This window comes from Serinicoccus sp. CUA-874 (assembly GCF_001942225.1).
Classification (GTDB): domain Bacteria; phylum Actinomycetota; class Actinomycetes; order Actinomycetales; family Dermatophilaceae; genus Ornithinicoccus; species Ornithinicoccus marinus.
Genome location: NZ_MKJZ01000010.1, coordinates 14,559 through 39,037, shown reverse-complemented (window position 1 = coordinate 39,037; position 24,479 = coordinate 14,559). Strand labels below are relative to the sequence as shown.

The window sequence follows — 24,479 nt, the reverse complement described above, 5'->3', positions numbered from 1 at the left end:
TCCTTCGAGTAGGCGTGTGGTCAGAGACCGCCATCATCGAAGGAGCCCCGCTCCGTCCCCGGATTGGGGCCACAGGGTGGGGAATTTCAGTGAGCAGAACTGGGGAGAATCACCTGAGCGCCGTCAGTTCCTGGACTACGACGTGGAGATCCGCAAGGTCATCTGCTCGACCAACGCGATCGAGTCGCTCAACGCCCGCTACCGGCGCGCCGTTCGGGCCCGCGGGCACTTCCCGAACGAGGCCTCAGCGATGAAGACGCTGTACCTGGTCACCAGATCGCTGGACCCCAAGGGCACCGGCCAGACACGATGGGCCATGCGGTGGAAGCCGGCCCTGAACGCCTTCGCCATCACCTTCGCCGACCGCATGCCTACGGCGCAGGACCGCTGACCATGAAAACGCCACTTACACCGTTAGTCGGACACTCCCGATCCGCTGGTTGGCTGAGCGTGCGATACATCGATCCACCCAGGCTGTCGTCAGTCGGTCCCAGGAGGACAGGGCGCGTGTGGACGCCCGGCGCGCCCAGCCTCCTACCCGAGACTGCCTCGGAGTAGGTGGCTGCACTCCCACTAGGCTGCTCGGCGTGACCGACACCTCCTCCGCCACGGCTCAGACGTCCGGCCGCAGCCGGCTGCTGCTGCCCCTGGACCTGCTGCGCGGCTTCCTCATCGGCATGGCCGAGCTCATCCCGGGTGTCTCGGGCGGGACGGTCGCGCTGGTGACCGGGCTCTACGAGCAGCTCATCGGCTCGGCCTCGCACGTCGTGTCCGCCGCCAAGGCGCTCGTCGTGGGCGGCGAGCAGGGCCGCGTCGCCAGCGCGCTCATCGAGCTGCGCCGGACCAACTGGTGGCTGCTCCTGCCTGTGGTCCTCGGGATGGGCCTGGCGGTCCTCACGATGGCCGGGGTGATGAGCAGGTTCGTCACCCACACGCCCGAGCACGCGCGCGGACTCTTCCTCGGCATGGTCGCCATGAGCGTCCTCGTGCCGCTGCGGATGCTCCCCGAGCGCCGCCGGCCGGTCTGGCTCGAGGTCGTCCTCGCCGTGGGTGCGGCCGTGCTCGCCTGGACGCTCATCGGCCTGGCCGGTGGGGGCACCGTCTCCAACCCGCCGCTCATCCTCGTCTTCGCCGTCGCCGCCGTCGCGATCTGCGCGCTCGTCGTCCCGGGTGTCTCCGGCTCCTTCTTCCTGCTGGCCGTCGGTATCTACACCACCACCCTGGAGGCGGTCGACTCCCGCGACCTCGTCTACATCGGCGTCTTCGCCCTCGGCGCCATCACCGGCCTGGCCTCTTTCGTCCAGCTCATCAGCTGGCTGCTGGAGCACCACCGGCGCAGCACGCTGCTGGTCATGTCAGGACTCATGGTCGGCTCGCTGCGCGCGCTGTGGCCCTGGCAGGAGTCCGCGGGCGACGACCACGGGCCGGGTGCGCTGGTCGCTCCCTACGACCCGGTCCTCGGTCCCACCATGCTCACCCTGCTCGGTGCGGGGGTCGTGGCCGCGCTGGTCGTCGTCGAGGCCCGCAGCAGCGACGACGAGTAAGCGACCTTGCACGCCAGCACCGAGGCCAGTCACGATTTCTGGGGCCGGAGCCCCAGAAACGCATGTCCAGAACCTGAGGTCAGGTCCAGGCGAGAGCGCGAGCCGGGTCCTCCAGCACGGCGGCCAGGTCGGCGAGGAACCGCGAGCCGAGCTCGCCGTCGATGAGCCGGTGGTCGAAGCTCACCGCCAGCTGGGTCACCCAGCGCGGCTCGATCCGCTCCTCGTCCCCGCTGCCCACGACCCACGGCATACGCCGGACGGCGCCGAAGGCGACGATCGCCGACTCGCCGGGGTTGATGATCGGGGTGCCGGTGTCGACGCCGAAGACGCCCACGTTGGTGATCGTGATCGTCCCGCCGGACATGTCGGCCGGCTGCGTCCTCCCGGCCTTGGCGGTCGCGACGAGGTCCGTCATCGCCTCGGCGAGCTGACGCAGGTCCATGAGGTCGGCGTCCTTGATGTTGGGCACGACCAGCCCGCGCGGGGTCGCCGCGGCGATGCCGAGGTTGACGTAGTTGCGCTGCACGATCTGCTGGGCGTCCTCGTCCCAGACGGCGTTCATCCCCGGGTTGCGCCGCACCGCGACGGTCATCGCCTTGGCCAGCACGAGCAGCGGGTTGATCCGCAGGTCGCGCAGCTCCCGGTCGGCCTTGAGCCGGTCGATCAGCTCCATCGTGCGGCTGACATCGACGGTGATGAACTCGGTGACGTGCGGCGCGCTGAAGGCCGACCCGACCATGGCCTGCGCGGTCATCTTGCGCACGCCCTTGACGTCGATCCGCTCCTCCCGCTCACCGGAGCGGTCGAAGACCGGCCGCTGATATGCCTTCGGGCGGGGGGCTTCGCCCCCCGCCTGCCCCCCGGACCGGGTCGCCTCGGGCGATGTGGCCCCGGAGTCGCCGCGTGAGGCAGCGGCAGAAGGAGCTGAGTCTTCGCCGGGGTCCTCTGAGGGCGGTGCCGGGATCTCTGCCCCTGCCCCCCGCAGGTGCGCGTCGATGTCGGAGCGGCGCACGATGCCGGTCGGGCCGGCGGCGGGCACCTGGTTGATGTCGACGCCGCGGTCCTGGGCATACTTCCGCACCGGCGGGGACGCCTTGGCCTTGCGCTGCGGGGTCGTGGCCGCCTCGGCCTCGGCGCCCGAGGCCCCCCGGCGCCGCTTGCGCCGGGTGGTCGAGCCCTCGATCGCGCCGTAGCCGACGAGCACCGCCTCCCGCTTGCTGCCGGTGCCGCCCTCGCCGCCGTCGGGCGGGCTGGGCACCAGGTCGTCGGAGGCCGCGGCCTGCTCGTCGGTGACGTCCTCGGCGTCGGTGCCGCCTGACCCACTGGAGGCCCCCTCGCCGCTCCCGTCGTCGACGACGACGATGGGCGTGCCGACCTCGACCTCGTCGCCTTCCGCGGCGAGCAGCTCGGTGACCGTGCCGTCATACGGGATCGGCAGCTCGACCAGCGACTTGGCGGTCTCGACCTCGACGACGATGTCGTTGGTCTTCACGGTGTCGCCGACGGAGACCTTCCACTCGACGATGGTGGCCTCGACGAGACCTTCGCCGGGGTCGGGGAGCTTGAACTCTGGCACGAGGATCGCCTCTCTGTGGCGTGAGCCGTCAGTATGCGAGCAGGGTCTCGACCGCGTGCAGGACGCGGTCGAGGTCGGGGAGGAAGACCTCCTCGTGCCGGCTCGGCGGGTAGGGGATGTTGTAGCCGCCGACCCGCAGGACCGGCGCCTCGAGGTGGTAGAAGCAGTGCTCCTGGACGTGCGCGGCCAGCTCGGAGGTGATGCTGGAGAAGGTCTGCGCCTCGGACAGCGCGATGCAGCGTCCGGTCTTGCTCACCGACTCCTCGATGAGCTCGGTGTCCAGCGGCGAGAGCGAGCGCAGGTCGATCACCTCGATCGAGGGGCCGTCCTCCAGCTCGGCGGCCTGCGCCGCGGCGTGCGCGACCTTGACCATGGGGCCGTAGGTCAGCACCGTGACGTCGCTGCCCTCGACCCGGACCACACCCTCACCCAGCGCGTGCGGCGCGTCGTCGAGGGAGGCCCCCGATCCGGCCTCGCCGAGGTCGAGCACCCCGCGCTCGTGGTAGCGCCGCTTGGGCTCGTAGAAGACGACCGGGTCGTCGCTGGCGATCGCCTGCTGCATCATCCAGTAGGCGTCCTCGGTGCTCGAACAGGTCACGACCCGCAGGCCCGCGGTGTGCGCGAAGTAGGACTCGTTGGACTCGCTGTGGTGCTCCACCGCGCCGATGCCGCCGCCGTAGGGGATGCGGATGACCATCGGCACCTTGAGCGCGCCGAGGCTGCGGTTGTGCACCTTGGCGACCTGGCTGACGATCTGGTCGAAGGCGGGGTAGACGAAGCCGTCGAACTGGATCTCCACCACCGGCCGGTAGCCGCGCAGCGCCATCCCGACGGCCGCACCCATGATCCCGGCCTCGGCGAGCGGGGTGTCGATGACCCGGTCCTCGCCGAAGTCCTTCTGCAGCCCCTCCGTGATCCGGAAGACGCCGCCGAGCTTGCCGACGTCCTCCCCCATGAGGACGACCTTGGGGTCGCGTTCCATCGCCGCGCGCATCCCCGCGTTGAGCGCCTTGGCGATCGTCATCCGGGTGCCGCTGCTCGCGCCGCCGCGCGCCTGTGCCTGCGTGCTCATCGCCTCGCCCCTCAGTCCTCGAACCCGGCCTGGTAGTCCGCGAAGGACGCGGACTCACGCTCGATCAGCGGGTGCGGCTCGGCATACACGTGCGCGAACATCTCCTCGTGCGGCGGGTCGGGCATCGTCTGGCAGGCCTTGCGGATCCGCTTGGCGAGCTCGTCGGCCTCTCCTTCAGTCTGCTCGACCCAGGCGTCGTCGATCGCACCCTCGGCCGTGAGGTATGCCTTCATCCGGTCGATCGGGTCCTTCGCCTTCCACGCGTCGACCTCGGCGGAGATGCGGTACTTCGTCGGGTCATCAGAGGTGGTGTGCGCGCCCATCCGGTAGGTGAACGCCTCGATGAGCGTCGGGCCCTGGCCGCTGCGGGCCCGGTCGAGGGCATACCGCGTGACGGCGTAGCTGGCGAGGACGTCGTTGCCGTCGACCCGTATGCCGGGGAAGCCGAAGCCGTCCGCGCGGCGGTAGGGCGGGATGGTGAACTGCCGGTCGTTGGGCTCGGAGATCGCCCAGTGGTTGTTCTGCACGTAGAAGACGACCGGGGCGTTGGTCACCGAGGCGAAGACGAGGGCTTCGTTGAAGTCGCCCTGCGCGGTGCCGCCGTCGCCGGTGAAGGCCATGACAGCGGTGTCCCGGTCGGCGTCGCCGGTCGCGACGTCACCGTCGCGGGCCACGCCCATGGCATACCCGACCGCGTGCAGCATCTGGTTGCCGATGACGATCGTGTAGAGGTGGAAGTTGTACTCCTTGGAGTCCCAGCCGCCGTGGTTGACCCCGCGGAACATGCCGAGCAGGTTCTCCGGCGGCACCCCCTTGCACCAGGCGACGCCGTGCTCGCGGTAGCCGGGGAAGCCGTAGTCCTGCGGGCGCATCGCGCGGCCGGCGCCGACCTGGGCGGCCTCCTGGCCGAGCAGGCTGGGCCAGAGCCCGAGCTCGCCCTGACGCTGCAGCGCGAAGCCTCGGCGTCGACGCGTCGGACGAGGATGAGGTCGCGCAGGAGGCCGACCATGGCCTCGTGGTCGACGTCCTCGAGGTATGCCGCGTAGGGCTCGGTGGTCTCGCTCGGCTCGACGCGGGTGCCGTCGGCGGCCAGGAACTGGACCATGTCGGGCCCGCCGTCGGTGATGTCGCGCTCGGGCGGTTCGTGACCGGTGGGGCTGCCGCTGCTGGCCGCGACCTCGTCGTCGCTCACGCGTGACTCCTTCGTGCTGGGGGCGTGCCACGGGACGTTACCGCAGACGTCAGGCTGACCTCGGGGCATGCTGACCGTGCCGGGCCGGGCACCGGCATGCTCAGTCGCGACCGTCGGGCAGGAGCATCCCGACGACCATCGAGACGGCCGAGACGATGACCGCCCCGAGGACGGCGTCCCACCAGAAGTCGTCCACCCGGAAGTCCAGGCCGAGCACGCCGGCGAGCCACGAGGTCAGCAGCAGCATGAGGGCGTTGACCACGACGAGGAACAGGCCCAGCGTGAGGAGGATGAACGGCAGCGACAGCAGCTGGGCCAGCGGCCGCACCACGGCGTTGACCACGCCGAAGACCGCGGCCACGAGCACGACGGTGAGCACCGTCGACCACCCCTGCCCGCCGAACTCGATGCCGGACACGAGGGCCGAGGCGACCCAGAGGGCCACGCCGTTGGCGACGACGGTCGCGAGGATCTTCATGCCGCTCATCGTCCCACGGGCGGTCGGCTCGGTGCGGGGCCGTCCGCAAGGTCGGGGTGCTGCCGGTGCGGCCGGCCGGACGCCTTCGCCGCTGCCGACGCCCAGCTCGGACCGGAGGTGGGGATCACCACGACCGACGATCTCTACGACGACCGGACTGGGCTGCCCCGATGATCGTCGACTCCTCCGCCCTGCTCGCGATCGTGCAGGCCGAGGAGGGCTTCGAGGACCTCGCCCGGACGGCGCTCGCGCACCCGTGCCGCATGTCGGCGGCGACCTGGCTGGAGGTCGGCATCGTGGCCGACCAGCGGTCAGCCACGCACGGCGCCCGCCTGGACGACCTGGTGCGCGAGCTCGCCATCGAGGTCGTGCCCGTGACGCCGCGGGACGCCGAGGTGGCGCGGGCGGCATACCGGCGCTTCGGTCGCGGGTCCGGCCACCCGGCGCGGCTCAACTACAGCGACTGCTTCTCGTATGCCCTCTCCGTCACGAGCGGCGAGCCGTTGCTCTTCGTCGGGCACGACTTCCTCGCGACCGACGTGCTCCCGGCGCGTTGCTGACCTCGCCAGCCTCGTTCATACCTGGGCACGCTTGCTGGGGCGGAGCCGAGGAAATATCTGCAGCCTTGCTTCAGCAAGCGTGCACAGGTGCGGCTGGGGTTCCTGTGGCGTGCACAGGCTGCAGATCCGTGCACAGGGAAGGGCTGAGGGTAGGCACCTCCGGCCGCGGAGCCCTGGCTACGCTGAGCTCATGACCGACCAGCCCGCGCCCGTCCGTCTCCGCAGCACCCTGGCCGGGGTGCCGGCCTACGTCCCGGGCAAGCCGCCGGCGCCGGTCGAGGGGGTCACGTCCTACAAGATCTCCTCCAACGAGAACCCCTTCCCCCCGCTGCCCTCGGTCACCGGCGCGATCGCCGACGCGGCGCAGCAGGTCAACCGCTACCCCGACATGGGGGTGGTCGCGCTGACCGAGGCCCTCGCCGCGCGGCTGGGGGTCCCGGCCGAGCAGCTCGCCACCGGCACCGGCAGCGTCGCGGTCCTCGCGCAGCTCGTGGCCATCGCCTGCGACCCCGACGACGAGGTGGTGTATGCCTGGCGCAGCTTCGAGGCCTACCCCATCGTCGTGGCGCTCTCCGGGGCGCGCTCGGTGCAGGTGCCGCTGACCGGTGACGCGCGGCACGACCTCGACGCCATGGCCGAGGCGATCACCGACCGCAGCCGGCTGGTGCTCGTCTGCACGCCCAACAACCCGACCGGTCCGGCGGTCACGGAGGCCGAGCTGAGGGCCTTCCTCGACCGGGTGCCCCGCGACCTCATCGTCGTGATCGACGAGGCCTACCTGGAGTTCACCACCGAGGAGACCGTCCCGGACGCGCTCGCGATCGCCCGGGAGCACCCCAACGTCGTGGTCCTGCGCACCTTCTCCAAGGCCTACGGCCTGGCCGGGCTGCGGGTGGGGTATGCCGTCGCCCATCCTGAGGTCGCCACGGCCCTGCGCAAGGCGGCCACGCCGTTCGGGGTCACCGACCTCGCCCAGCATGCGGCGATCGCGAGCCTGGCGGCCGAGGACGAGCTGCTCGCCCGGGTCGAGGAGCTCGTCGCCGAGCGCGAGCGGGTCGTGGCCGCGCTGCGCGAACAGGGGTGGTCGGTGCCGCAGGCCCAGGGCAACTTCTGCTGGCTGCCGCTGCTCGACGACGCCGTGCCCTTCGCCCAGGCCGCCCAGGCGCGCGGGCTCATGGTGCGGCCGTTCGCCGGCGACGGGGTGCGCTGCACGATCGGCGAGACCGAGGCCAACGACCGGCTGCTGGACGTCTGCGCGCAGTGGCTCCAGCGCGAGGGCTGAGCGCCCCGTTCACCGCCCCCGTCGGAGCACGCGACCCGCGTCAGGGTCGAGACCACCCAGGTCATACCCCAGCTGGTCACCAGCACGACGAGCGAAGGCAGCAGCACCCCCTGGCCCTGCTGGGCGAAGGCGAGCCCGAAGAACCACGGCACGGTCATCCCGACGGCCCCCGCCGTCGCCATCATCCAGGCGCGGCCACGCGGCCCGGCGACGAGCTGGGCAGCGACCGCCATGACCGCCAGGTTGCCGTAGGCCATGAGCACCTGGAAGACCTCGCCGGAGCCGCGCTGCACGCTCCACGACTGCCCCGCGACCCACGCGAGGATCCCGCCGAGCAGCATGATCGGCAGGCCCTTGCGCAGGGAGCCGGTCGCCACGGCGCTGGATCCGTGCGGGGAGAGAGTCATCGGGCCTCCTCGGGTCCCGCCCACGATAGTGGGAGTGGGACCCTCGCGCCCGCGACCGGCAGCGGCACCCGGTCAGCCACCGCTGACCGGCGAGACCGACTCCCCCGCATAGGTCACGACCTGGCCCGGCCGCACCTGCGTGCCGCGCCGCATCACGGTCTCGCCGTCCACGGCGACCTCGCCGTTCTCGATGACCATGCGGGCCATCGCGCCGTCGGGCACCAGCCCGGCGAGCTTGAGCAGCTGGCCCAGGCGGATGCTCTGGTCGCGGATCTCGACGGTGGGCACGTCGCCCGCCCCGTCGTCGGGCTCGTCCTCGCCGACCACCTCGTCGTCGTGCCGCGGCTGCGCCACGTCCCCAGCACCCACGATCAGGTCGGCGTGCTCGGGGTGCTCGGCGACGTAGCGTGGGACGAACGGGCAGGTGGGCCGCACCCGCAGCCCTTCGTCCCGGGCATACCCCAGCGCCTCCTCGACCAGCCGGCCGCCGAGCCCCTGGCCGCGCGCCTCGGGCTCGACGACCGTGTGCTGCAGGTCGAGGACGCCGCCCTCCAGCTCGTAGGACAGGTAGCCGATCTCGCGGTCCTCGGACCGGGCGACCCAGCGCTCGCGCTCGGGCAGGTGGTCGATCTGCGTCATGCGCCCAGGGTATGCCGCGCCCCGCCGGTCCCTACGCGGTGCCGCCGTCGGTGGTCGCCGTGGAGTCCTCTTCGCCGGTGCCTGACCCGTCCTGCCCGGTCGAGCCGTCCGGGTCCCAGGGCAGGTCCGGGGTTCCCTCCTGGCCGGGCGCCGTGCCCTGCCCCTCCCCTGGCGCGCCACCAGGCACCATGCCGCCGCCCGGTCCACCGAGCCCGGTCATCGGCTCGTCGAGCAGGGCGGTGAGCTGCTCCTCGGTCTCGGTGACCAGGGCGTCGACGAGCTCCAGGCGCGCCACGCCCTGGGCGTCGGCCACCTCGCCCAGGGTCGTGCCCTCGGTCAGCTGGGTGAGCAGATCCTCCTCGTCCAGGCCCAGCACCTCCGCGGCGGTCGCGAGCGAGAGCCCGTGCGAACCGGCCATCGCGCCGGGCCCGGGCGCGGCCGGCATCCCGGGCTCCTGCGGGGTCGTGCCGTCGGGGGTCGTCGTGACCTCCGGCGTCGGCGCGCCCTCCGGCGCCTGGGGCGCGTCCGGCTCGGCGGTGCCCGCCGCGGCGTCGACCGTCGTGGTCGTCTGCGCGTCGTCCTCAGCGAGGCTCGGGACGGCCACACCGAAGCCGATGACGGCGGCGGTCAGGCCCGTGACACCGAGGGCGGTGGCGGTGGAGGTCTTCATGGTGGATCCTTCCGGCTCGTCGGTCCGCCGCAGGCGAGCGGCGATGACCCCACGCTCCGCTCCCCCGGTATGCCCCTGCCCAGCGCGACCTGTGCCTCACCTGTCAGTCCCGAGGTCAGGTCCCGGCGGGCCCGGTCGAGCCCCCACCGCTTCCGCACGCCCCTACAGTGGTCCGCAGGACCCGGATGCGCCGTGACCAGGGAGGTGACATGGCTGCCGACCGCAGACCCGCCGCGTGGCACGTCGTCATCCTCGTGTGCTTCCTCCCGACCGTGTCGGCGTGCCTGGGCGACCCGCCGCCGGACCCTGCCTCCGCACCGCTCGAGGTCGTCCTCGACGGGTGCGGCCTCAACCGCGACGAGGTCGCGCCCGGCGAACACGAGGTCAGCGTGGTCGGCGAGGGCAGGCTCGTCGTCACGGATGCGGCGGGCCAGGAGGTCCTGCGACTGCCCGATGGCACCAGCACCCTGGCCACGACGGCCCAGACCTACACGATGACCTGCGTGGTCGAGGGCGAGGAGACCACCGCGACGCTGACCTCGGTCGCCGCGGGCGGCTGAGTCAGGCTCAGAGCCAGTCGACCCGGCCGGCGAGCGCGGCATACCCGACGAAGGCCACGACGTCGAGCAGCGTGTGCGCCACGACGAGCGGCATGACCCGGCGGGTGCGGGTGTAGAACCAGCCGAGGATCACGCCCATCGCGACGTTGCCGACGAAGCCGCCGAAGCCCTGGTAGAGGTGGTAGCTGCCGCGCAGCAGCGCCGAGGTCACGATGATCGTCCACGTCGACCAGCCGGCCTGCGCCCACCTGGTGAAGAGGTAGCCCACGACGACCACCTCCTCCACCACGGCGTTCTGCACGGCGGCGAGCACGAGGACCGGCACCGCCCACCAGACGTCCGCGAGGTTCGAGGGGGCGACGGTGGTGTTGACGCCCAGCTCGCGTGCGAGGAGATAGAGCCCGAGGCCGGGTATGCCGATCACGGCGGCGAGCATCGTCCCCTGGGCGAGGTCGCGCACCGGCCGGGTGCGGTCGAGCCCCAGGAAGCGCCAGGGGCGGGAGATCCCGCGACCGAGCAGGTGCACCGCCAGCAGCACCGGCACCAGCGCGAGCCCGATGCCGACGAGCTGGTGGGCGAGGTCGAGCCAGGGCCGGTCCGGGGTGGTGCTGGTGTTCATGCTCGTGGTCTGCGCGGCCAGCCCGCCCTGCGCGGTGAGCTTGCGAGCCAGGCTGAGCACCGACCAGAGCGCCGAGGCGCCCAGCTGACGCCGAGGACGAGCAGCGTCTCGACGAGCAGGCTGTGACGCGACAGCGTGGTGGGCGGGACCGCCGGACGGTGGGTGCTCACCCGCCCAGACTAGGCGCGCGACGGCGGGATCAGTCGTCCCAGTCGTCGTCCCAGTCGTCGTCGCACTCCTCCCACTCGTCGTCGTCCCAGCACAGGACGGGCGAGGGCTGGACCTGGGCCGGGGCGGGCTGCGCCTCCTGCGCCTCGCGCTCGGCCTGCCGGGCCTCCTCGGCAGCCCTCTCCTCGGCGGCCTTCTCTTCCGCGGCCTTCTCCTCGGCTGCCTTCTCCTGGGCCGCCTTCTCCTTTTCGGCCTTCTCGGCCGCCTCCTTCTCGGCGGCCGCCTGCTCCGCCTCGCTGCGGGCCTGCTCGAAGGTCCCCGAGAGCTGCCGGGTGCCCTCCTGCATCGCGACGACGAGGTGCCCGGTGATGACGGCCGCGCCGCTGTCACCGGCGGCGCGCGCGTGCGAGGCGCTGCCGTCGGCCTGCTCCAGCGCCCCCACGACGACGATCCCCTCGGTCTCGCGCGCGTCGGCGGCGGCGTCGATCCACAGCCACCCACCGGTCAGACCGATGAGGACGAGGGCCAGGGCCGAGGCGAGCATCTTCATGGTCACCACTGTGCCCGACCCGTCGGAGAGACCGGTGAGACCCGGATGAGAGGTCTCTCATCCGCCCAGGCCACGGCACCATTCCTCGTCCGCCCAGGCGAGCGCGGTCTCGCGCCAGCGGGGCCGGAAGGCGTAGACGGCGGCGAGCCGGGCCAGGGTCGCCCGGCGCATCAGCGCCATCCGGTCCTCCTCGACACCGCCGGCACCGGCGACCCGGTCGACCGCCTGGCCCACGACCCGGGCGGCCCGGCCCGACCACAGGCCCTGGGCGCGACGCAGCCGGGCGTGGGCCTCGAGGTTGGCGAGGTCGAGCGCCGGCTCGGCCCGGCAGACGGTGTCCAGGTCGATGAGCGCCAGCCGCTCGCCGTCCCAGAGCACCTGCCCGTCGTGCAGGTCCCGGTGCGCCGGGACCGTCCGCATGCGGGGCGAGGTCTCCAGCGCGGCCGCGGTGCGCTCCAGCCGGTCCGCCCACGGCGTGCCGGCGAGCACGCCGACCGCGTCCGCCCGCCGCGCCCACGTCCGGAGCACCTCGGCCTCGTGCCCCGGCCCGTGCTCGGGAAGGTCGGGGGCGGGCAGGGTCTGCCACGTGGTCCAGGCGTCCGCCCAGGCGTCCCAGACCGCTGGCCAGGCCGGGTCCGCCGAGAGCCGCTGGACCGGTATGCCGGGCAGCGCCGCGAAGCGGACCGTGTCACCGGTGGTCGCCAGCACCGTGGCCGACCCGAGACCGGCACCGTCGGCCAGCCGCGTCCCGACGCGTGACCCGGCGGCCACGGCCTCGGCCCGACCAGGACGCACGACCTTGAGGTAGCCCTTCGCGGTGTGCACGACCGCGCGGCGGCCGGGCCGGTGCACCAGCAGGCTGCCGGTCCGGGCCGCGGCGGCCAGGCCCGGCAGCGGGGGTCCTCGCCGGGAGGCAGCAGGTCGAGACCGCCGTCAGGGGCGAGGACGCCGGCGCGCAGCCGGCCCCGTGCGTCCCGGCCCTCGATCGCGACCTGCGCCGTGCCCAGGCGGTGCGGCCAGGCGCGGTCGACCCGCACGGTCTCGCCGTCGGCGCTGCGGACGGTCGACGGCACCACGGGGCCCGGGACCGCACGGTCGGGCGTGCCGGCCGGGGCGCTGGCGACCGGTGCACTGCTGGCGCGCCCCGACAGGGCCGCGCCCGCGGAGCGCCCCGGCGAGTGGCGCGTCGCGTGCTCCACTGCGATCTCTCCGATCCGGCGCGTGTGCGCGGCCCAGCCCGGGGTCTGCGCCCGCCAGGGTCCGGCGACCCGGGTCAGCAGCGCCGCCGCCACCCATACCGGTCCGGCGGGCCTCGCCCCGTGGCCCGCCGCGAAGGCCTGCGCCACGTCGGCACCGGGAGCGTCATCGGCGGGACGGTCCGCCCCTGCCGGGTCGACGAGGCGCACGAGCTGCTCGGCCGCGAGCGAGGCGAGGTCCAGCTCGACCGGGCCGAGGCAGGCCCGCTCCAGGTCGGTGAGCCGGACCTGCCCGTCGCGCCCGACGAGGAACTGGTCCAGCGACAGGTCGCCGTGCAGCACCACCGCCGGACCGGTGGGCACGGTGCGCGGCAGCGCGGACAGCGCCCGCCCCGCCTCGTCCGCCACCTCCGGCGCGACGCTCTCGAGCTGACGGACGGCCCGCCCGGCGGACTGCAGCAGGTCTTCCCATGCCCGATGCTCCAGCGAGGCACGGCGCTGACCGGGACCGCGTGGAGCCGGGCCGCGACCGCCCCTGCGGCGGCCACGTGGTCCAGGACGTCGTCACGCCCGGGGTCGGCCGACGGCAGGGAGGCGCAGCGCTGCTCGAGGGTGGCGAGGTCCTCCCCCTCGACCCACGGCCACCGGCTCACCCGGCCACCGCGGCGGTCCGACCCGTTTGCCCCGTCCAGCGGGGTCACGACGGCGACCCCCCGGTCGTGCAGCGCATGGGCGACCGCGACCATGTCGTCCCGGTGGCGCGCGGCGCTGATGCGCACGACCTCCTCGCCGTCGCGGACGACGACCCGCCGTAGCGGGTTGTAGCGCAGCACCCTCAGCCCATCGGCACCGAGGTCGAGACCGGATCGCCGCAGCGGCGCCGCGAGCGCCGGGTCGGTGGCGATCCCGCCCCAGAGCAGCTCGGCGTCCCACTGCGGCAGCGGCACCGTGCGCACGAGATGACCCAGCCCGTAGCGCTCGGCGCGGTCGCGGGCCTTCACCCCCTTGGCCCGGGACTCGCCGACGAGCACCTGCACCCATCCCGTCCCGGTGCCGTCCACCAGCGCGGCGGTGTGGCTCACCCCGGTCTTGGGGCGGACCCGGGTCACCCGCACCGGGGTGCGCAGCAACGCGCTGAGCCGCTCGGGGTCCAGCAGCAGCTCGAGGACCGGGTCGTCCACGGCGCGGGCCGGGGCGTGGACCTTCGCGTGCTCAGCCACGGCTCTCCTCCAGCACCCCGTCCAGCGGGGCCTGCTCCGGCGGGCCGGACCAGGTCACCCGGCCCTGCTCCAGCACGACGACACGGTCGGCGGCGCGGGCGATGTCGAGGTCGTGGGTGATCATCACCGTGGTGCGTCCCCGGCTCAGCTCCGCGATCGCCTCGCCGACGAGGGTGACGTTGTCCGGGTCCAGCCCGGTCGTCGGCTCGTCGAGCAGCAGCACCGGGGCGTCGCGCAGGAAGGCGCGGGCCAGCGAGATCCGCTGCCGCTGCCCACCGGACAGGCTGCCGCCCCGCTCGCTCACCACCGTCTGCAGCCCGTCGGGCAGGTCGTCGGTGAACTCGGTGACCCGGGCCAGCCGGGCCGCGCGGCGCACCTGGTGGTCGCTGGCCTCGGGTCGGCCCTGGCGGATGTTGTCCTCGATGGTGCCGGTGAAGAGGACGGCCTCCTGCTGGACCAGCGCGATCTGGCTGCGCAGGTCGCGCAGGTCGAGGTCGCGCAGGTCGGTGCCGTCCAGGTGCACGCTGCCCGAGCCGGGATCGAGCAGCCGCAGGAGCAACGAGGCCACGGTCGACTTGCCCGAGCCTGAGGGTCCGACGACCGCGACCCGCTCCCCCGGCGCCACCGCGAGGTCGACCCCGCGCAGCACCGGCAGGCCGGGGACGAACTCCAGCGTGACGTCCCGCAGCTCCAGCCCGCCCCGCACCACGCCGAGCCGCACCGGGTCGGCGGGCGAGACGATGTCGGGGGTCTCGTCGAGCAGGTCCGCGACCCGCTCGCCGGAGGCGCTGGCGCGGGCGATGCGGCCGGTGTACTTCGCCAGGTCGCGCAGCGGCTTCATCGACGTCTTGAGGTAGGTCAGGAAGATCACCATGTCGCCGGGGGTCATGGCGCCCTGCAGCACCCGCAGGCCACCCAGCATGAGGACCGCCGCGGTCGCGATCCCGACGAGGACGTCGGTGCGGCGCTCCAGCCCGGCCGCGAGGCGGCGGGCCACCACGCCGTCCTTGAGCGAGCGGTCGTTGGACCCCTGGAAGGTCGCCGAGCGGTCCCCCTCCATCCCGTATGCCTGGACGTGCGTCATCCCGGTGAGGGTCTCCTGCGCGACGTTGGCGAGCTCGCCCTCGCTGCGCCGGGTCTTGCGGGAGGCGGTGGTGATCTTGCCGGTGGAGAGCCGGGAGAAGAGCCCGAAGACGAGGATGGCCACGAGCACGATGAGGGCCAGGACCGGATCGAGCCAGGTCATGACGCCGAGCATCGCGACGAGGGTGAAGACGTTGACGACGAGCGGCATACCCGCGCTGACGGCGACCTCCTGCAGCCGCCCCACGTCGGCGACGAGCCGCTGGACGACGTCGCCGGAGCGGGCGCGGCCGTGGTAGCTGCGGGACAGGCCCTGCACGTGGTCGAAGACCCGGGCGCGCAGCCTCGTCGCCACCCGGCTGCCACCGAGGGCGAAGGCGACGGTGGCGCCGTAGTTGCACACCGCCCGCAGCCCGATGATGGCGATCGTCGCCAGGCCGCAGGCGAGGAGCAGCTGCAGGCTGGCCTGCGGCCCGGAGTCGGTGAGGTCGGCCCCGAGGCTGCGGGTGAGCGCGTCGATGGCCAGCTTGGTCGGCCAGGGCTCGAGCACCCGGAAGAGCACCTCGGCGAGCAGCAGCACGCCGCCGCCGGCGAGCAGGGTGCGCTGGCCGTCCAGGTGCGGTAGCACCAGACGCAGGGTCCGGCGCAGCGGCGAGCCCTGCGCGTCGGGGGTGTCCGGCGCCACCGTCGCGTCGGTCGCGCTCACGAGACCCTCCGCGCTGCCGGGTCGTCGGTGCCCGTCGACGTGCCCGTCGCGAGCGGGGCGAGGGTGGCGTCGAGCACGTGCGCCCACGTGTGCGAGCGCTCCATGAGCGCCCGCCCGGCCGCGCCCATGGCGACGGCCCGGCCGGGGTCGGCGACGAGGGCGTCGATCGCGGCCGCGAGCGCGTCGGGGTCCGAGGGCGGCACGAGCAGCCCGGTCCGCCCGTCCTGCACGACGGCCGGGATCTGGCCGATCCGGGAGGCAACGACGGGCAGGGCGGCGGCGGCGTACTCGTAGACCTTGAGCGGGGAGAAGTAGTGGTCGCCGCTCGCGGGGTAGGGGGCCACGGCCACGAGCGCGCCGGCCAGGGCGTCCGGGACCTGCTCGGGCGGCACCGCGCCGGTGAGCTCGACCGCAAACCCGTGCTCGGCCGCGGCCGCCTCCACCGCCGCCCGCTGCGGGCCGTCGCCGACGACGCGCAGCCGCCACCGGGTCCGCGCCCGGGCCGCGGCGGCCACGAGCTGCTCGACCCCGTGCCAGGGCTTGAGGGTGCCGACGAAGACGACGACCGGGTCGCCGGTGAGGTCCGGCCGGACCGGGCGGATGCGTGCGGTGTTGACGCCGTTGGGCACGACGATGACCTGAGCTGTGCCCGGTGCGGCGCCGGTGCGCTCCCGCTCCCGTACCCACGCGGCGACCGGCTCGCTGACGCAGGCCACGACGTCCGCCGCGCCGACCTGGGCCCGCAGCGCGTCCTCGGCGCCCGCCGCGTCGACGAGCACCCGGTGCTCGCGCTGCTCGTCGATGAGGGGCGCGTTGACCTCGAGCACGGTGGTCACCCGCTCCCCCAGCCCGCGCCGGGCGAGGGCGAGGACCGGCGAGAAGAGGGAGTAGCGCTCGTAGACGACGTCCGGCGCCGCGACGACCACGCGGTGGGCGATCTCGGCGGCCGCCTGCCGCTGGGCCACCTCGCGGCGCGAGGCCGCGCCCGGGTCCCCGGCCTCGCCCCCGACCTTGCCGACGGGCACGTGGTGCACGACGAGGTCGGCGAGGTCGGCGGGCACCTGCGCGGCGTCGCCGAGGCGCACGGCATACACCTCGACCTCGGCGCCGCGCGCCCGCCACGCGCGGACCATCTCCTGGATGTGGACGCTGGCGCCCTTGGTGCCGAAGACGGGGATGCCGGGATCGGCGCAGACGTAGGCGACGCGGGTCATCGGGATGCTCCTGCGGTCACGGCGGCGAGGTGCGCCGCCTGGGTGGTGGTGTCGTAGTCGCGCTCGATGAGGGCTCGCGCGGCGCGGGCGACCTCGACGCGCGGCCAGGCGGGGTCGGCGACCTCGCGCAGCGCCTGCGCGACGCGGGCGGCCAGGCCCTCGCGGTCGTGGTCCAGCAGGAGGCCGGTCGTGGGTCCGCCGGGCGTGGCCCGGATCGCCTCGGGTATGCCGGTGACGTCGGTCGCCACGCACGGCACGCCGCTGGCCATCGCCTCGAGCAGCACGGTGGGCAGTCCGTCGGCGTTGCCGTCGGCGCCGACGACGCAGGGAGCGGCGAGCACGTCGGCCCGGTCCAGCTCGACGACCAGCTCGGACTGGCTGCGCGAGCCGAGCAGCGTGACGACGTCCTCGAGGCCGAGTCGGCGCACCTGGGCGGCGAGCTCGTCCGCCCGCTCGCCCTCGCCGACGATCCGGACCTCGAGCGGCATGCCTTCCGCACGGAGCAGGGCGACCGCGTCCACGAGGTGGTCGAAGCCCTTCTTCTCCACGACCCGGCCGACGGCGAGGACGCGCAGCGTGCCGTCGACCAGCGCCGGGTCGCGGTAGGTGAACCGCCCCAGCTCGAGGCCGTTGCGGACCAGCTCGACCTTGGACCCCAGGTCGGGGTCCACGTGCTCGAGCAGGAAGCGGCGGTTGTAGTCGCTGATGGTGACGACCGCCGCGGCCCGCCGCAGCACCTCGCGCAGCACCACGCGGTCGACGTCGTCGTGGAAGAGGTCCTTGGCGTGCGTCGTGACGGTGAAGGGTATGCCGGTGAGCGCGGAGGCGATAACGGTGCACCAGGACGCGAGGTTGGCGAAGTGCACGTGCACCCGGGTGATGCCGTCGCGCCGCAGCTGCAGGGCGAGCTCGACGCCCTGGGCGACCGCCGAGGGGTCCAGGCGGACCAGCAGCGGCATGAGCGCGCCGAAGCGCTCCCCGAAGTCGGGCAGCTCGGCCTGGGCCCGGGCGAGGACGGCCCACTCGTCGGAGAGCTTGTGCGCCCTGGTCAGGTGGGTCACCGGCGCCTGGACCTGCGCGAGCTGGGGGTGGAAGCGGGAGTCGGAGGTCGGCCGCAGGGCGTAGATCGCGAGATCCTCACCGGCCGCCTCGCGGGCGAGGATCTCGGTGACGACGAAGGTCTCGGAGAAGCGGGGGTAGACCTTGAGGACGTAGGCGGTGCGCTCAGCCGACATGGCTCAGCACCTTCTCCCGGCCGGACACCCCTTCGGTCCGCCCCGCACCGTCGGCAAGGCCTGTCCGGTCGGCGAGGACGGGCGAGGTGCGCACGAGCCGGGCCGCCGAGCCCGCGACCGCCCGCAGCCCGCCCAGGTCCAGGGCCCGCCGGTCGACGGTGCGGCGCACGGCACTCGCCCACCACCGGCTGATCGCCTGCGGGGTGAGGTCCTGCTCCCGGAGCAGGTCGCTGGCTCCGACGCGCTCCAGGCCCCGGGCCCGGATGAGCTGCTCGGTCCGCGGACGCTCGCGCGGCACGAGGAGGGCGGGCACGTCGGTGGCCAGCGTCTCGGCGACGGTGTTGTAGCCGGCCATGGAGACCGAGGCCGCCGACCGCCGGATGAGCCCCGCCGCGTCGTCGACGCTGCGGGTCACCGAGGTGCGGGGGCCGGCCTCGCGCTCGACGGCGCGGTGGTCGGCGTCGGACATCTGCGGTCCGGTGATGAGGACGTGCCGGTGGCCGCGCGGCACCTCGGCCCGGGCCGCGGCAAGGCAGAGCCGGGTGCCGTCGCTGCCGCCCCCGGCGGTGGTGACGACGTAGGGCCGCTCCGGGTCGAGGTCGGTCGGCGCCTCCGCCCGGCCGTGGGCGAGGTAGCCCTGGTAGCGGATCAGCGGCGCGAGCTCGTCCGGGACCTCCCCGGAGGTGCGCAGGTCGTGGACCGCGGGGTCGCCGTAGATCCAGACCTCGTCGTAGAGCTCGGCGACGAGCTCGGCCGGGGTGATCCGCCACTCCGACTCGACCGCCTCCGGGGCGTCGAGGACGTCCCGCAGGCCGAGCACGAAGCGCGTCTGCGGCAGCTCGCGGCGCATCGCGTGCAGCCCGGCGAGCAGCTCACCGCCGACCCCGAGCGCGTGCCGGTCGACGACGACCAGGTCGGGGCGGAAGGCGAGCCCGGTGGCCCGGACGATCTCGCCCCGCACCGACAGCACGGCGTCCATGCCGAGCTGGAGGTGACGCGGGCCATATCCCTGGTGGGACGCGGTCTTGCCGATCGCGGGGAGCGTGACGACGTCGAAGCCGCGCGGCAGGCTGCGCGCCGCGGCGCCAGCGACCCCGTTGAGCAGCAGCCCGGTGACCGGACGCCCGGTGAGGACGGGCAGCCGCTGGGCCAGGGTGTGCGCGAGCGCCCGGTTGCGCCGGAAGTGCCCGAGCCCCTGCGAGTCGTGGGAGTAGAACACCACGCGCAGCGGCTCGTGGCCACCGCCCGGGGCGGGGGTGCTGGTGCCCGTGTCCATCTCGTCCTCTCCCGCCCGACCCGGTGGTCGGTGCGTGAGGACGAGTGAACACACCCGGGATGAGCCGTCCATGACATCGCGATGAGAGTCCTCTCATGGCGGGCGGGAGGTATGCCCGGTCGGGGGAGGTCAGTGCTCGAAGCGGTAGCCCACGCCGCGGACCGTGGTGATCCGGTCGGCGCCGAGCTTGGAGCGCAGGTAGCGGATGTAGACGTCGACGACGTTGGAGCTGCCGGTGACCTCGAAGCCCCACACCCGGTCCAGGAGCTGGTCCCGGCTCAGCACCTGCCCGGCGTGGTCCATGAGCTCGCGGGCGAGCGTGAACTCGCGGGCGGACAGCTCGACCTGCCGGCCGTCGACGGTCACGGTGCGGGCGGGGATGTCGAGGCGGACGCCGCCCTCCTCGAGGACGTCCTCGGAGCGCCCGCCGCCTTGGGCCTCGGCGTGCTGGCGCAGCCGCAGCTTGACCCGCGCCCGCAGCTCCTCGACCCGGAACGGCTTGGGCAGGTAGTCCTCCGCCCCGCTCTCTAGGCCGTGCACGGTGTCCTCGACCGAGTCGCGGGCGGTGCACATGATGACCGGCACCGGCTCGTCCATGGTGCGCAGCATCCGCAGCACGGTGAAGCCGTCCATCTTCGGCAGCCCCACGTCGAGCACCACGAGGTCCACCTGGCCGCTGCTGGCCGCCTCGAGCGCGGCGATCCCGTCGGTGACCAGGGTGGTCTGGTGCCCGTCTCCCCGCAGCCCCCGGTCGATCACCCGGGCGATCCCGTCCTCGTCCTCGGCGATCAGGATGTGCGCCATGCGGGGAAGGCTACCCGCCGGTGGTGAGGCTGCCGGCGCGGTTGCGCTCGGCCGGCCCGACCTGGCCGTCCTCCTCGCGCGCCCCGGTCGCGGGGATCCACATGGTGAACCGGGAGCCCAGCCCGTCGACCGAGTCGACACCGACCGCGCCCCCGTGCGCCTCGGCGATCGCCGACACGATCGCCAGCCCCAGCCCGCTGCCCTCGATCGAGGACGCGGCCTCGGCCCGGCCGAAGCGCTCGAAGACGCGCTCCTGCTCGCTCTCGGGTATGCCCGTGCCGTGGTCGGAGACGGACAGCGCCAGGTAGCGCGGCGCACGCCGGGCCCCACCCTCGACCGCGCGGGCGTGCTGCGGGTCCTCCTCGCCGACCCACTCGGTGGCGAGCTCGACGATGCTGCCCGGCTCGCTGAACTTCACCGCGTTGGCGGCGAGCTGGACCACGGCCTGGATGAGCCGGTGCCGGTCCAGCGTCATCCGCCCCTCGGCGTGCGCCGCGAGCCGCCACTGGCGCTCCCCCAGCGCGGTGAGCCGCTCCATGCACTCGACCGCCAGCTCGGTGACGTCGGCGTCCACCGGCCGTAGGAAGTCCTGCCGCTGGGCGCGGGCGAGCATGAGCAGGTCGTCGACGAGCCGTTGCATCCGGTCGACCTCGTCGAGCATGAGCGTCCGGGTGGCGCGCACGTCCTCGGGGTCGTCCGCGCGCAGCAGCTCGGCGTTGCCGCGCAGGATCGTCAGCGGGGTCCGCAGCTCGTGCGCGGCGTCGTCGAGGAACTGGCGCTGCATCTGCACCCCCTCCTCGATCCGGTCGAGCATGCCGTTGAAGCGCAGCGCCAGGTCGGTGATGTCGGTCTCCCCCGAGACCTCGACCCGGCGCGACAGGTCCTCGGTGGTGATGTGGGCGGTCGCCTCCTGCAGCTCGCGCAGCGGGCGGAGGAGCCGGCCGAGCACGACGTGCGCGAGCGCGCCGGCGAGCACGAGCGAGGCGAGCCCGACACCGGCATACGTCCACACCCGGCGCCAGACCTGCCCGGTGAGCGTGCCCGTGTCGATGGCGACGACGAAGGTGGCCCGCCGCTCCTCCTCCGGCAGCTGCACGTCGGCCATCATCACCGTGAGGGTCGTGCCCTGGGTGTCGACGGTGTCGATCACGGCGCGGCCGGGAGGGACGTCGGTCCGGCCCACGAGCGCGAGGACGTCGTCGTGGGCGACGTCGAAGTCGCGCTCCCCGGTGCTCTGGAAGAGGGGCTCGCCGTCGACGAGCGCGAGGAAGGCCTCGTTGGAGGAGGCGATCGAGGACCGGAGGAAGGCGAAGAGCAGCGCCTCGGCGTCGGTGTAGGGCTCGCCGTCGCGCAGCGGCCCGGACTGCGCGAAGGCCTGCACCTCCTGGACTTCCTGCTCGAGGTCGGCCTGCACCCGCTCGTCGAGCGAGCGGAACTGCAACGCGAAGGACAGCACCCCGGTGAGCGCGATGCCGAGCGCCATCATCCCGACCATGAGGGCGAGGAGGCGGCGCCGGACGGTCCAGCCGCGGTATGCCTCGTTCACGGCCGGCCCGGCGCCCCGTCGGCGAGCAGCGCGAAGGACACCAGCCAGTGGGTGGCCATGAAGTCGCCCTGCGTGATGTGGCCCAGCACCGCGTCCTCCTGCTCGTCCGCCGCCGCCCGCAGCGCCGCGGCGGACCTCTCCTGCACCCAGGGTGCCAGAGTCCGCAGCGCCCAGGCCCGCGACAGGGCGAGCCCGAGCAGGTGGGCGCCCTGCCCGTCGGTCGGGTCGCGGACCTCCGGCACGGCCAGCAGGTGCGCGTGCCGGCCCTCCCCCAGCCCGGGCAGCACCCGCTCGAGCCAGCGCCGCGCGTCGCCCGGCTCGAGCACCGCCGTCATGAGCAGCGCCTCGGTGAGCGCCGGCGACAGGAAGTCCGACCCGCCGGGCTCGGCGCCCGTGGGCGCCGGCCCGTCGTCGGCGAACCACGCCCGCGCCGCCTCCTCGCAGGCGCGCACCACGTCCTCCCGGCCCAGCCGGCCGTAGGCGTCGCGCAGCAGGAGCAGGGAGAAGGCGTCGTTCTGGTGCTTGCCGTGGCGGACGGGGTAGGCCTGCCGCGGCAGGTGCTCCAGCACCCGCTCCGCGAGGAGGTCCGCCAGCGGGGCCAGGCCCCGCGCCCAGCGGGCGGCCCGCTCCTCACGCCCGCCGAGCTCGCGGGTGGCCGCGGCGAGCTGGGCGGCCCAGGCCCAGCCGTAGGGTCGCTCGAACCCGGGGCGGGCGCGCAGGTAGGCGACCTCCACCTCCAGGTGCTCGGCGGTGAGCCGCTGCGCCAGGAGCGAGCGCGCCGCGGCGGCCTCGCCCTCGCCGAGCGCACCGGCATACCTGGTGAGCAGGGTGACCAGCGACCACTGCATGTGCACGCAGGAGTGCCAGTCGAGCGAGCCGTGGAAGGCCGGGTGCAGCCGGTGCGGCGTGACGTCGGTGTCGTCCGGCCCGGTGACGACGTGCGCCGGCGCCCAGGGGTATGCCGTGCCGATCACCTCCCGGGCGATCCTGCTCCAGTCCGCAGCGTGCCGGGCGGTGGCGGACCGTGCGCCGGTCGCGTCGCCCGGGGTCGTTGCGCGAGATGGCATGGGTCCATTACTACACTCGCGCACCATGACAGCGGACGGGCGGCACTACTTCACAGCGCTGGGCGAGGGGAGGTATCAGCCGACCGAGCACGTGCAGGGGGCCTGGTCGCCGGACGAGCAGCACGTGGCCCCGGTCATCGGGCTGCTGCTGCACACGCTGGAGCTGAACCATCCGCGCGAGGACCTGCAGTGGGCGCGGCTGAGCGTCGACATCCTGGGCTTCATCCGCCGCGAGGAGATGACCGTCACGACGCGGGTGCTCCGGCCGGGGCGCACCATCGAGCTGCTGGAGTCCAGCGTCGAGATCGCCGGTCGTGCTGCGGTGCGGATGACCGCGTGGCGGCTGATCACGGGCGACACCACCGCCGTGGCCGAGACCGAGCACGCCGACCTGCCCGGCCCCGAAGGTCTCGAGGCGTGGACCGGGATGGACCACTGGGACGGCGGCTTCATCCGCTCGCTGGACTTCCGCTCGGTGCCCGGGTCGCGGGCCGGGCGCGGCCGCACCTGGGTGCGGACGTCCGTGCCCCTGGTCGACGGTGCGGAGGAGGCCTCGGCCCTGGCCTCGTGGGTGGGGCTGCTGGACACGGCCAACGGGACCGCGGGGCGGGCGGCGCCGCACGACTGGGCCTTCCCCAACGTCGATCTGACGCTCCACCTGCACCGCCTGCCCGAGGGGCCGTGGGTGGGGCTGGACACCCGCGTCTCGTGGGGCCCGACCGGCGTGGGCCAGACCTCGAGCGTCGTGCACGACGAGGCGGGTCCGGTGGGCACGCTGGTGCAGGCGCTGACCCTGCGCCCGGCGCGCTGAGGCATACCTCGAGTTAATGTGATGCAGATCACAGTATCTGGGTGCAACGAATCGGCTCTCACCGACGTCTAGGTAGTGTCGGTTCGGGACAGCCGACACACCCCGTCGTGAGGGGCCGCACTCGTGCGGGACGGTGGGGGTGACAGGAGGGTGGGGCGCGGATCAGGGACCGGCGCCCCACACTCTCACCCTCATCGCACCGCGGATCGCGCCCCGATGCACCGACCTAGACTGGCGGGGACGCGACCTGGAGGTGTCATCCCATGACCCGCACCCGCCCGATCACGCTCGCCCTCGCGGCTCTCTCGCTCAGCGTCGCGCTCGCCGGCTGCGGTGATACCGATGCGACCGCAGGGGCCGACCCGACCGCGTCGTCGGCCGGCGCGAGCGACGAGGCTGCCCAGGAGAGTGGCGACGAGACCGGCGACGAGACCACCGAGGACGGGAGCACCGTGACCAAGGACGAGCCCATCGGGGACACGCCGATCCAGACCGGACCTGCCGGTGAGGCGTCGCTGCCGCTGGGGGCCGTGCCGGACGCGATCGTGCAGCGCGACGACGTCCAGGCCGCGATCGACGCGGAGGCCAAGCGGGCCGGGGTCGGCCGTGAGGCCGTGACGGTGGCGGGGTATGCCGACGTCACGTGGAGCGACGGCTCGATCGGCTGCCCGCGTGAGGGGATGATGTACACCCAGGCGCTCGTCCCCGGGCACCAGCTCGTCCTGGAGGTCGACGGCGAGCACGCGAGCTATCACGCGGCGCAGGGCAAGGACTTCAGCTTCTGCGCCCAGCCCGTCGGCCCGGCGACCTCGGAGTCTTCCGGCGGGCCGGTCACCGACCGCTGAGGCACACCGGCCCGCAGCCACAACCGCTGAGGCATACCGGACCGCAGCCACAACCACTGCGGCACACTGGCCCGCAGCCACGACCGCTGCGGCATACCGCCCCGCAGCCACAACCGCTGCGGCACACCGGCCCGCAGCCACAACCACTGCGGCATACCA

At 73.7% G+C, this 24,479-nt stretch carries 23 protein-coding genes and 3 pseudogenes; 8 read left to right on the top strand and 18 right to left on the bottom strand.

The features are described from left to right. Together BJF80_RS03630 and BJF80_RS03625 are read left to right on the top strand one after the other, a co-directional pair. Positions 1 to 391 (top strand): transposase (locus BJF80_RS03630; protein ID WP_527251114.1); only part of this gene is annotated, 391 nt, incomplete at its 5' end. 196 nt (positions 392 to 587) lie between these two features. Beyond that, complete coding sequence (locus tag BJF80_RS03625; RefSeq protein ID WP_075811400.1) at positions 588 to 1,544, top strand: DUF368 domain-containing protein; 957 nt, start codon at positions 588 to 590, stop codon at positions 1,542 to 1,544. 79 nt (positions 1,545 to 1,623) lie between these two features. Here the strand turns inward: BJF80_RS03625 and BJF80_RS03620 are convergent, their stop codons facing one another. The 3 genes and pseudogenes from BJF80_RS03620 to pdhA form a co-directional block, all read right to left on the bottom strand. Further along, complete coding sequence (locus BJF80_RS03620; protein ID WP_083673431.1) at positions 1,624 to 3,120, bottom strand: dihydrolipoamide acetyltransferase family protein; 1,497 nt, start codon at positions 3,118 to 3,120, stop codon at positions 1,624 to 1,626. A 28-nt stretch (positions 3,121 to 3,148) separates the two neighbouring features. Continuing rightward, the gene (locus BJF80_RS03615; RefSeq protein ID WP_075811396.1) at positions 3,149 to 4,192 is read right to left on the bottom strand and encodes an alpha-ketoacid dehydrogenase subunit beta; all 1,044 of its coding nucleotides are present in this window, start codon (positions 4,190 to 4,192) and stop codon (positions 3,149 to 3,151) included. Positions 4,193 to 4,203: 11 nt separating this feature from the next. Then, positions 4,204 to 5,285: pseudogene (gene pdhA / locus BJF80_RS03610) on the bottom strand (pyruvate dehydrogenase (acetyl-transferring) E1 component subunit alpha). Here pdhA and BJF80_RS19650 point away from each other — a divergent pair. Further along, on the top strand, positions 5,208 to 5,390 hold the full coding sequence (locus BJF80_RS19650; protein ID WP_187344342.1) for a hypothetical protein: 183 nt from the start codon (positions 5,208 to 5,210) through the stop codon (positions 5,388 to 5,390). The pseudogene pdhA and the gene BJF80_RS19650 sit on opposite strands and share 78 nt — an antisense overlap. 94 nt (positions 5,391 to 5,484) lie before the next feature. Here the strand turns inward: BJF80_RS19650 and BJF80_RS03605 are convergent, their stop codons facing one another. After that, positions 5,485 to 5,862, bottom strand: coding sequence for a phage holin family protein (locus BJF80_RS03605; RefSeq protein WP_075811394.1), 378 nt, complete (start codon positions 5,860 to 5,862; stop codon positions 5,485 to 5,487). 170 nt (positions 5,863 to 6,032) lie between these two features. On the opposite strand from BJF80_RS03605, the gene BJF80_RS03600 reads away from it, so the two are divergent. After that, positions 6,033 to 6,422 carry a type II toxin-antitoxin system VapC family toxin gene (locus tag BJF80_RS03600; RefSeq protein ID WP_075811392.1) on the top strand — a complete coding sequence of 130 codons (390 nt, stop codon included), beginning with the start codon at positions 6,033 to 6,035 and terminating at the stop codon, positions 6,420 to 6,422. Between the two features lie 190 nt (positions 6,423 to 6,612). After that, the gene (gene hisC, locus BJF80_RS03595; protein ID WP_075811391.1) at positions 6,613 to 7,704 is read left to right on the top strand and encodes a histidinol-phosphate transaminase; all 1,092 of its coding nucleotides are present in this window, start codon (positions 6,613 to 6,615) and stop codon (positions 7,702 to 7,704) included. A gap of 479 nt (positions 7,705 to 8,183) precedes the next feature. Here the strand turns inward: hisC and BJF80_RS21005 are convergent, their stop codons facing one another. Both BJF80_RS21005 and BJF80_RS03580 read right to left on the bottom strand, forming a co-directional pair. Continuing rightward, complete coding sequence (locus BJF80_RS21005; protein WP_149814839.1) at positions 8,184 to 8,750, bottom strand: GNAT family N-acetyltransferase; 567 nt, start codon at positions 8,748 to 8,750, stop codon at positions 8,184 to 8,186. A gap of 31 nt (positions 8,751 to 8,781) precedes the next feature. After that, positions 8,782 to 9,420 carry a hypothetical protein gene (locus BJF80_RS03580; protein ID WP_075811389.1) on the bottom strand — a complete coding sequence of 213 codons (639 nt, stop codon included), beginning with the start codon at positions 9,418 to 9,420 and terminating at the stop codon, positions 8,782 to 8,784. A 209-nt stretch (positions 9,421 to 9,629) separates the two neighbouring features. Between BJF80_RS03580 and BJF80_RS03575 the strand changes: the two genes are divergently transcribed. After that, positions 9,630 to 9,980 carry a hypothetical protein gene (locus BJF80_RS03575; RefSeq protein WP_143553955.1) on the top strand — a complete coding sequence of 117 codons (351 nt, stop codon included), beginning with the start codon at positions 9,630 to 9,632 and terminating at the stop codon, positions 9,978 to 9,980. Between the two features lie 7 nt (positions 9,981 to 9,987). On the opposite strand, the gene BJF80_RS03570 is transcribed toward BJF80_RS03575, so the two are convergent. The 12 genes and pseudogenes from BJF80_RS03570 to BJF80_RS03520 form a co-directional block, all read right to left on the bottom strand. Beyond that, positions 9,988 to 10,659 carry a CPBP family intramembrane glutamic endopeptidase gene (locus BJF80_RS03570; RefSeq protein WP_321166337.1) on the bottom strand — a complete coding sequence of 224 codons (672 nt, stop codon included), beginning with the start codon at positions 10,657 to 10,659 and terminating at the stop codon, positions 9,988 to 9,990. Between the two features lie 139 nt (positions 10,660 to 10,798). Beyond that, a complete protein-coding gene (locus BJF80_RS19010; RefSeq protein WP_187344341.1) occupies positions 10,799 to 11,317 on the bottom strand; it encodes a hypothetical protein in 519 nt (172 codons plus the stop codon). Positions 11,318 to 11,374: 57 nt separating this feature from the next. Continuing rightward, the gene (locus BJF80_RS03560; RefSeq protein ID WP_075811383.1) at positions 11,375 to 12,169 is read right to left on the bottom strand and encodes an aminoglycoside phosphotransferase family protein; all 795 of its coding nucleotides are present in this window, start codon (positions 12,167 to 12,169) and stop codon (positions 11,375 to 11,377) included. Positions 12,170 to 12,780: 611 nt separating this feature from the next. Beyond that, positions 12,781 to 12,972: pseudogene (locus tag BJF80_RS21435) on the bottom strand (hypothetical protein); the annotation flags it as partial. Between the two features lie 41 nt (positions 12,973 to 13,013). Continuing rightward, positions 13,014 to 13,460: pseudogene (locus BJF80_RS21430) on the bottom strand (phosphotransferase); the annotation flags it as partial. 265 nt (positions 13,461 to 13,725) lie between these two features. Continuing rightward, entirely contained in the window at positions 13,726 to 15,522 is a 1,797-nt protein-coding gene (locus tag BJF80_RS03550) for an ABC transporter ATP-binding protein (protein ID WP_237767407.1), read from the bottom strand. Beyond that, entirely contained in the window at positions 15,519 to 16,736 is a 1,218-nt protein-coding gene (locus BJF80_RS03545) for a glycosyltransferase family 4 protein (protein WP_075811379.1), read from the bottom strand. The genes BJF80_RS03550 and BJF80_RS03545 overlap by 4 nt, the downstream gene beginning before the upstream one ends. Beyond that, complete coding sequence (locus tag BJF80_RS03540; protein ID WP_075811377.1) at positions 16,733 to 17,971, bottom strand: glycosyltransferase; 1,239 nt, start codon at positions 17,969 to 17,971, stop codon at positions 16,733 to 16,735. Before BJF80_RS03540 ends, BJF80_RS03545 begins: the two co-directional genes overlap by 4 nt. Continuing rightward, on the bottom strand, positions 17,961 to 19,247 hold the full coding sequence (locus BJF80_RS03535) for a glycosyltransferase family protein (RefSeq protein ID WP_075811375.1): 1,287 nt from the start codon (positions 19,245 to 19,247) through the stop codon (positions 17,961 to 17,963). The genes BJF80_RS03540 and BJF80_RS03535 overlap by 11 nt, the downstream gene beginning before the upstream one ends. 129 nt (positions 19,248 to 19,376) lie before the next feature. Beyond that, positions 19,377 to 20,051 (bottom strand): response regulator transcription factor, encoded by a 675-nt coding sequence (locus BJF80_RS03530; RefSeq protein ID WP_075811373.1) that lies wholly within the window; start codon positions 20,049 to 20,051, stop codon positions 19,377 to 19,379. Positions 20,052 to 20,061: 10 nt separating this feature from the next. Continuing rightward, complete coding sequence (locus tag BJF80_RS03525) at positions 20,062 to 21,597, bottom strand: sensor histidine kinase (protein ID WP_075811371.1); 1,536 nt, start codon at positions 21,595 to 21,597, stop codon at positions 20,062 to 20,064. After that, a complete protein-coding gene (locus BJF80_RS03520) occupies positions 21,594 to 22,664 on the bottom strand; it encodes a DUF2891 family protein (RefSeq protein WP_075811369.1) in 1,071 nt (356 codons plus the stop codon). Before BJF80_RS03520 ends, BJF80_RS03525 begins: the two co-directional genes overlap by 4 nt. A gap of 25 nt (positions 22,665 to 22,689) precedes the next feature. Between BJF80_RS03520 and BJF80_RS03515 the strand changes: the two genes are divergently transcribed. Together BJF80_RS03515 and BJF80_RS03510 are read left to right on the top strand one after the other, a co-directional pair. Beyond that, positions 22,690 to 23,475, top strand: a complete 786-nt coding sequence (locus BJF80_RS03515; protein ID WP_075811367.1) for a thioesterase family protein — start codon at positions 22,690 to 22,692, stop codon at positions 23,473 to 23,475. A gap of 263 nt (positions 23,476 to 23,738) precedes the next feature. Next, entirely contained in the window at positions 23,739 to 24,320 is a 582-nt protein-coding gene (locus BJF80_RS03510) for a DUF8738 domain-containing protein (protein WP_075811365.1), read from the top strand. Positions 24,321 to 24,479 lie beyond the last annotated feature (159 nt).

What these genes read in the sequence shown, in the direction of transcription:
- BJF80_RS03510 (WP_075811365.1), top strand. Translation starts at nt 23,739, where the DNA reads ATGACCCGCACCCGCCCGATCACGCTCGCCCTCGCGGCTCTCTCGCTC.
- hisC (WP_075811391.1), top strand. Translation starts at nt 6,613, where the DNA reads ATGACCGACCAGCCCGCGCCCGTCCGTCTCCGCAGCACCCTGGCCGGG.
- BJF80_RS03530 (WP_075811373.1), bottom strand. Translation starts at nt 20,051, where the DNA reads ATGGCGCACATCCTGATCGCCGAGGACGAGGACGGGATCGCCCGGGTG.
- BJF80_RS03515 (WP_075811367.1), top strand. Translation starts at nt 22,690, where the DNA reads ATGACAGCGGACGGGCGGCACTACTTCACAGCGCTGGGCGAGGGGAGG.
- BJF80_RS03580 (WP_075811389.1), bottom strand. Translation starts at nt 9,420, where the DNA reads ATGAAGACCTCCACCGCCACCGCCCTCGGTGTCACGGGCCTGACCGCC.
- BJF80_RS03575 (WP_143553955.1), top strand. Translation starts at nt 9,630, where the DNA reads ATGGCTGCCGACCGCAGACCCGCCGCGTGGCACGTCGTCATCCTCGTG.
- BJF80_RS21005 (WP_149814839.1), bottom strand. Translation starts at nt 8,750, where the DNA reads ATGACGCAGATCGACCACCTGCCCGAGCGCGAGCGCTGGGTCGCCCGG.
- BJF80_RS19010 (WP_187344341.1), bottom strand. Translation starts at nt 11,317, where the DNA reads ATGAAGATGCTCGCCTCGGCCCTGGCCCTCGTCCTCATCGGTCTGACC.
- BJF80_RS03520 (WP_075811369.1), bottom strand. Translation starts at nt 22,664, where the DNA reads ATGCCATCTCGCGCAACGACCCCGGGCGACGCGACCGGCGCACGGTCC.
- BJF80_RS03540 (WP_075811377.1), bottom strand. Translation starts at nt 17,971, where the DNA reads ATGTCGGCTGAGCGCACCGCCTACGTCCTCAAGGTCTACCCCCGCTTC.
- BJF80_RS03545 (WP_075811379.1), bottom strand. Translation starts at nt 16,736, where the DNA reads ATGACCCGCGTCGCCTACGTCTGCGCCGATCCCGGCATCCCCGTCTTC.
- BJF80_RS03535 (WP_075811375.1), bottom strand. Translation starts at nt 19,247, where the DNA reads ATGGACACGGGCACCAGCACCCCCGCCCCGGGCGGTGGCCACGAGCCG.
- BJF80_RS03605 (WP_075811394.1), bottom strand. Translation starts at nt 5,862, where the DNA reads ATGAAGATCCTCGCGACCGTCGTCGCCAACGGCGTGGCCCTCTGGGTC.
- BJF80_RS03615 (WP_075811396.1), bottom strand. Translation starts at nt 4,192, where the DNA reads ATGAGCACGCAGGCACAGGCGCGCGGCGGCGCGAGCAGCGGCACCCGG.
- BJF80_RS03600 (WP_075811392.1), top strand. Translation starts at nt 6,033, where the DNA reads ATGATCGTCGACTCCTCCGCCCTGCTCGCGATCGTGCAGGCCGAGGAG.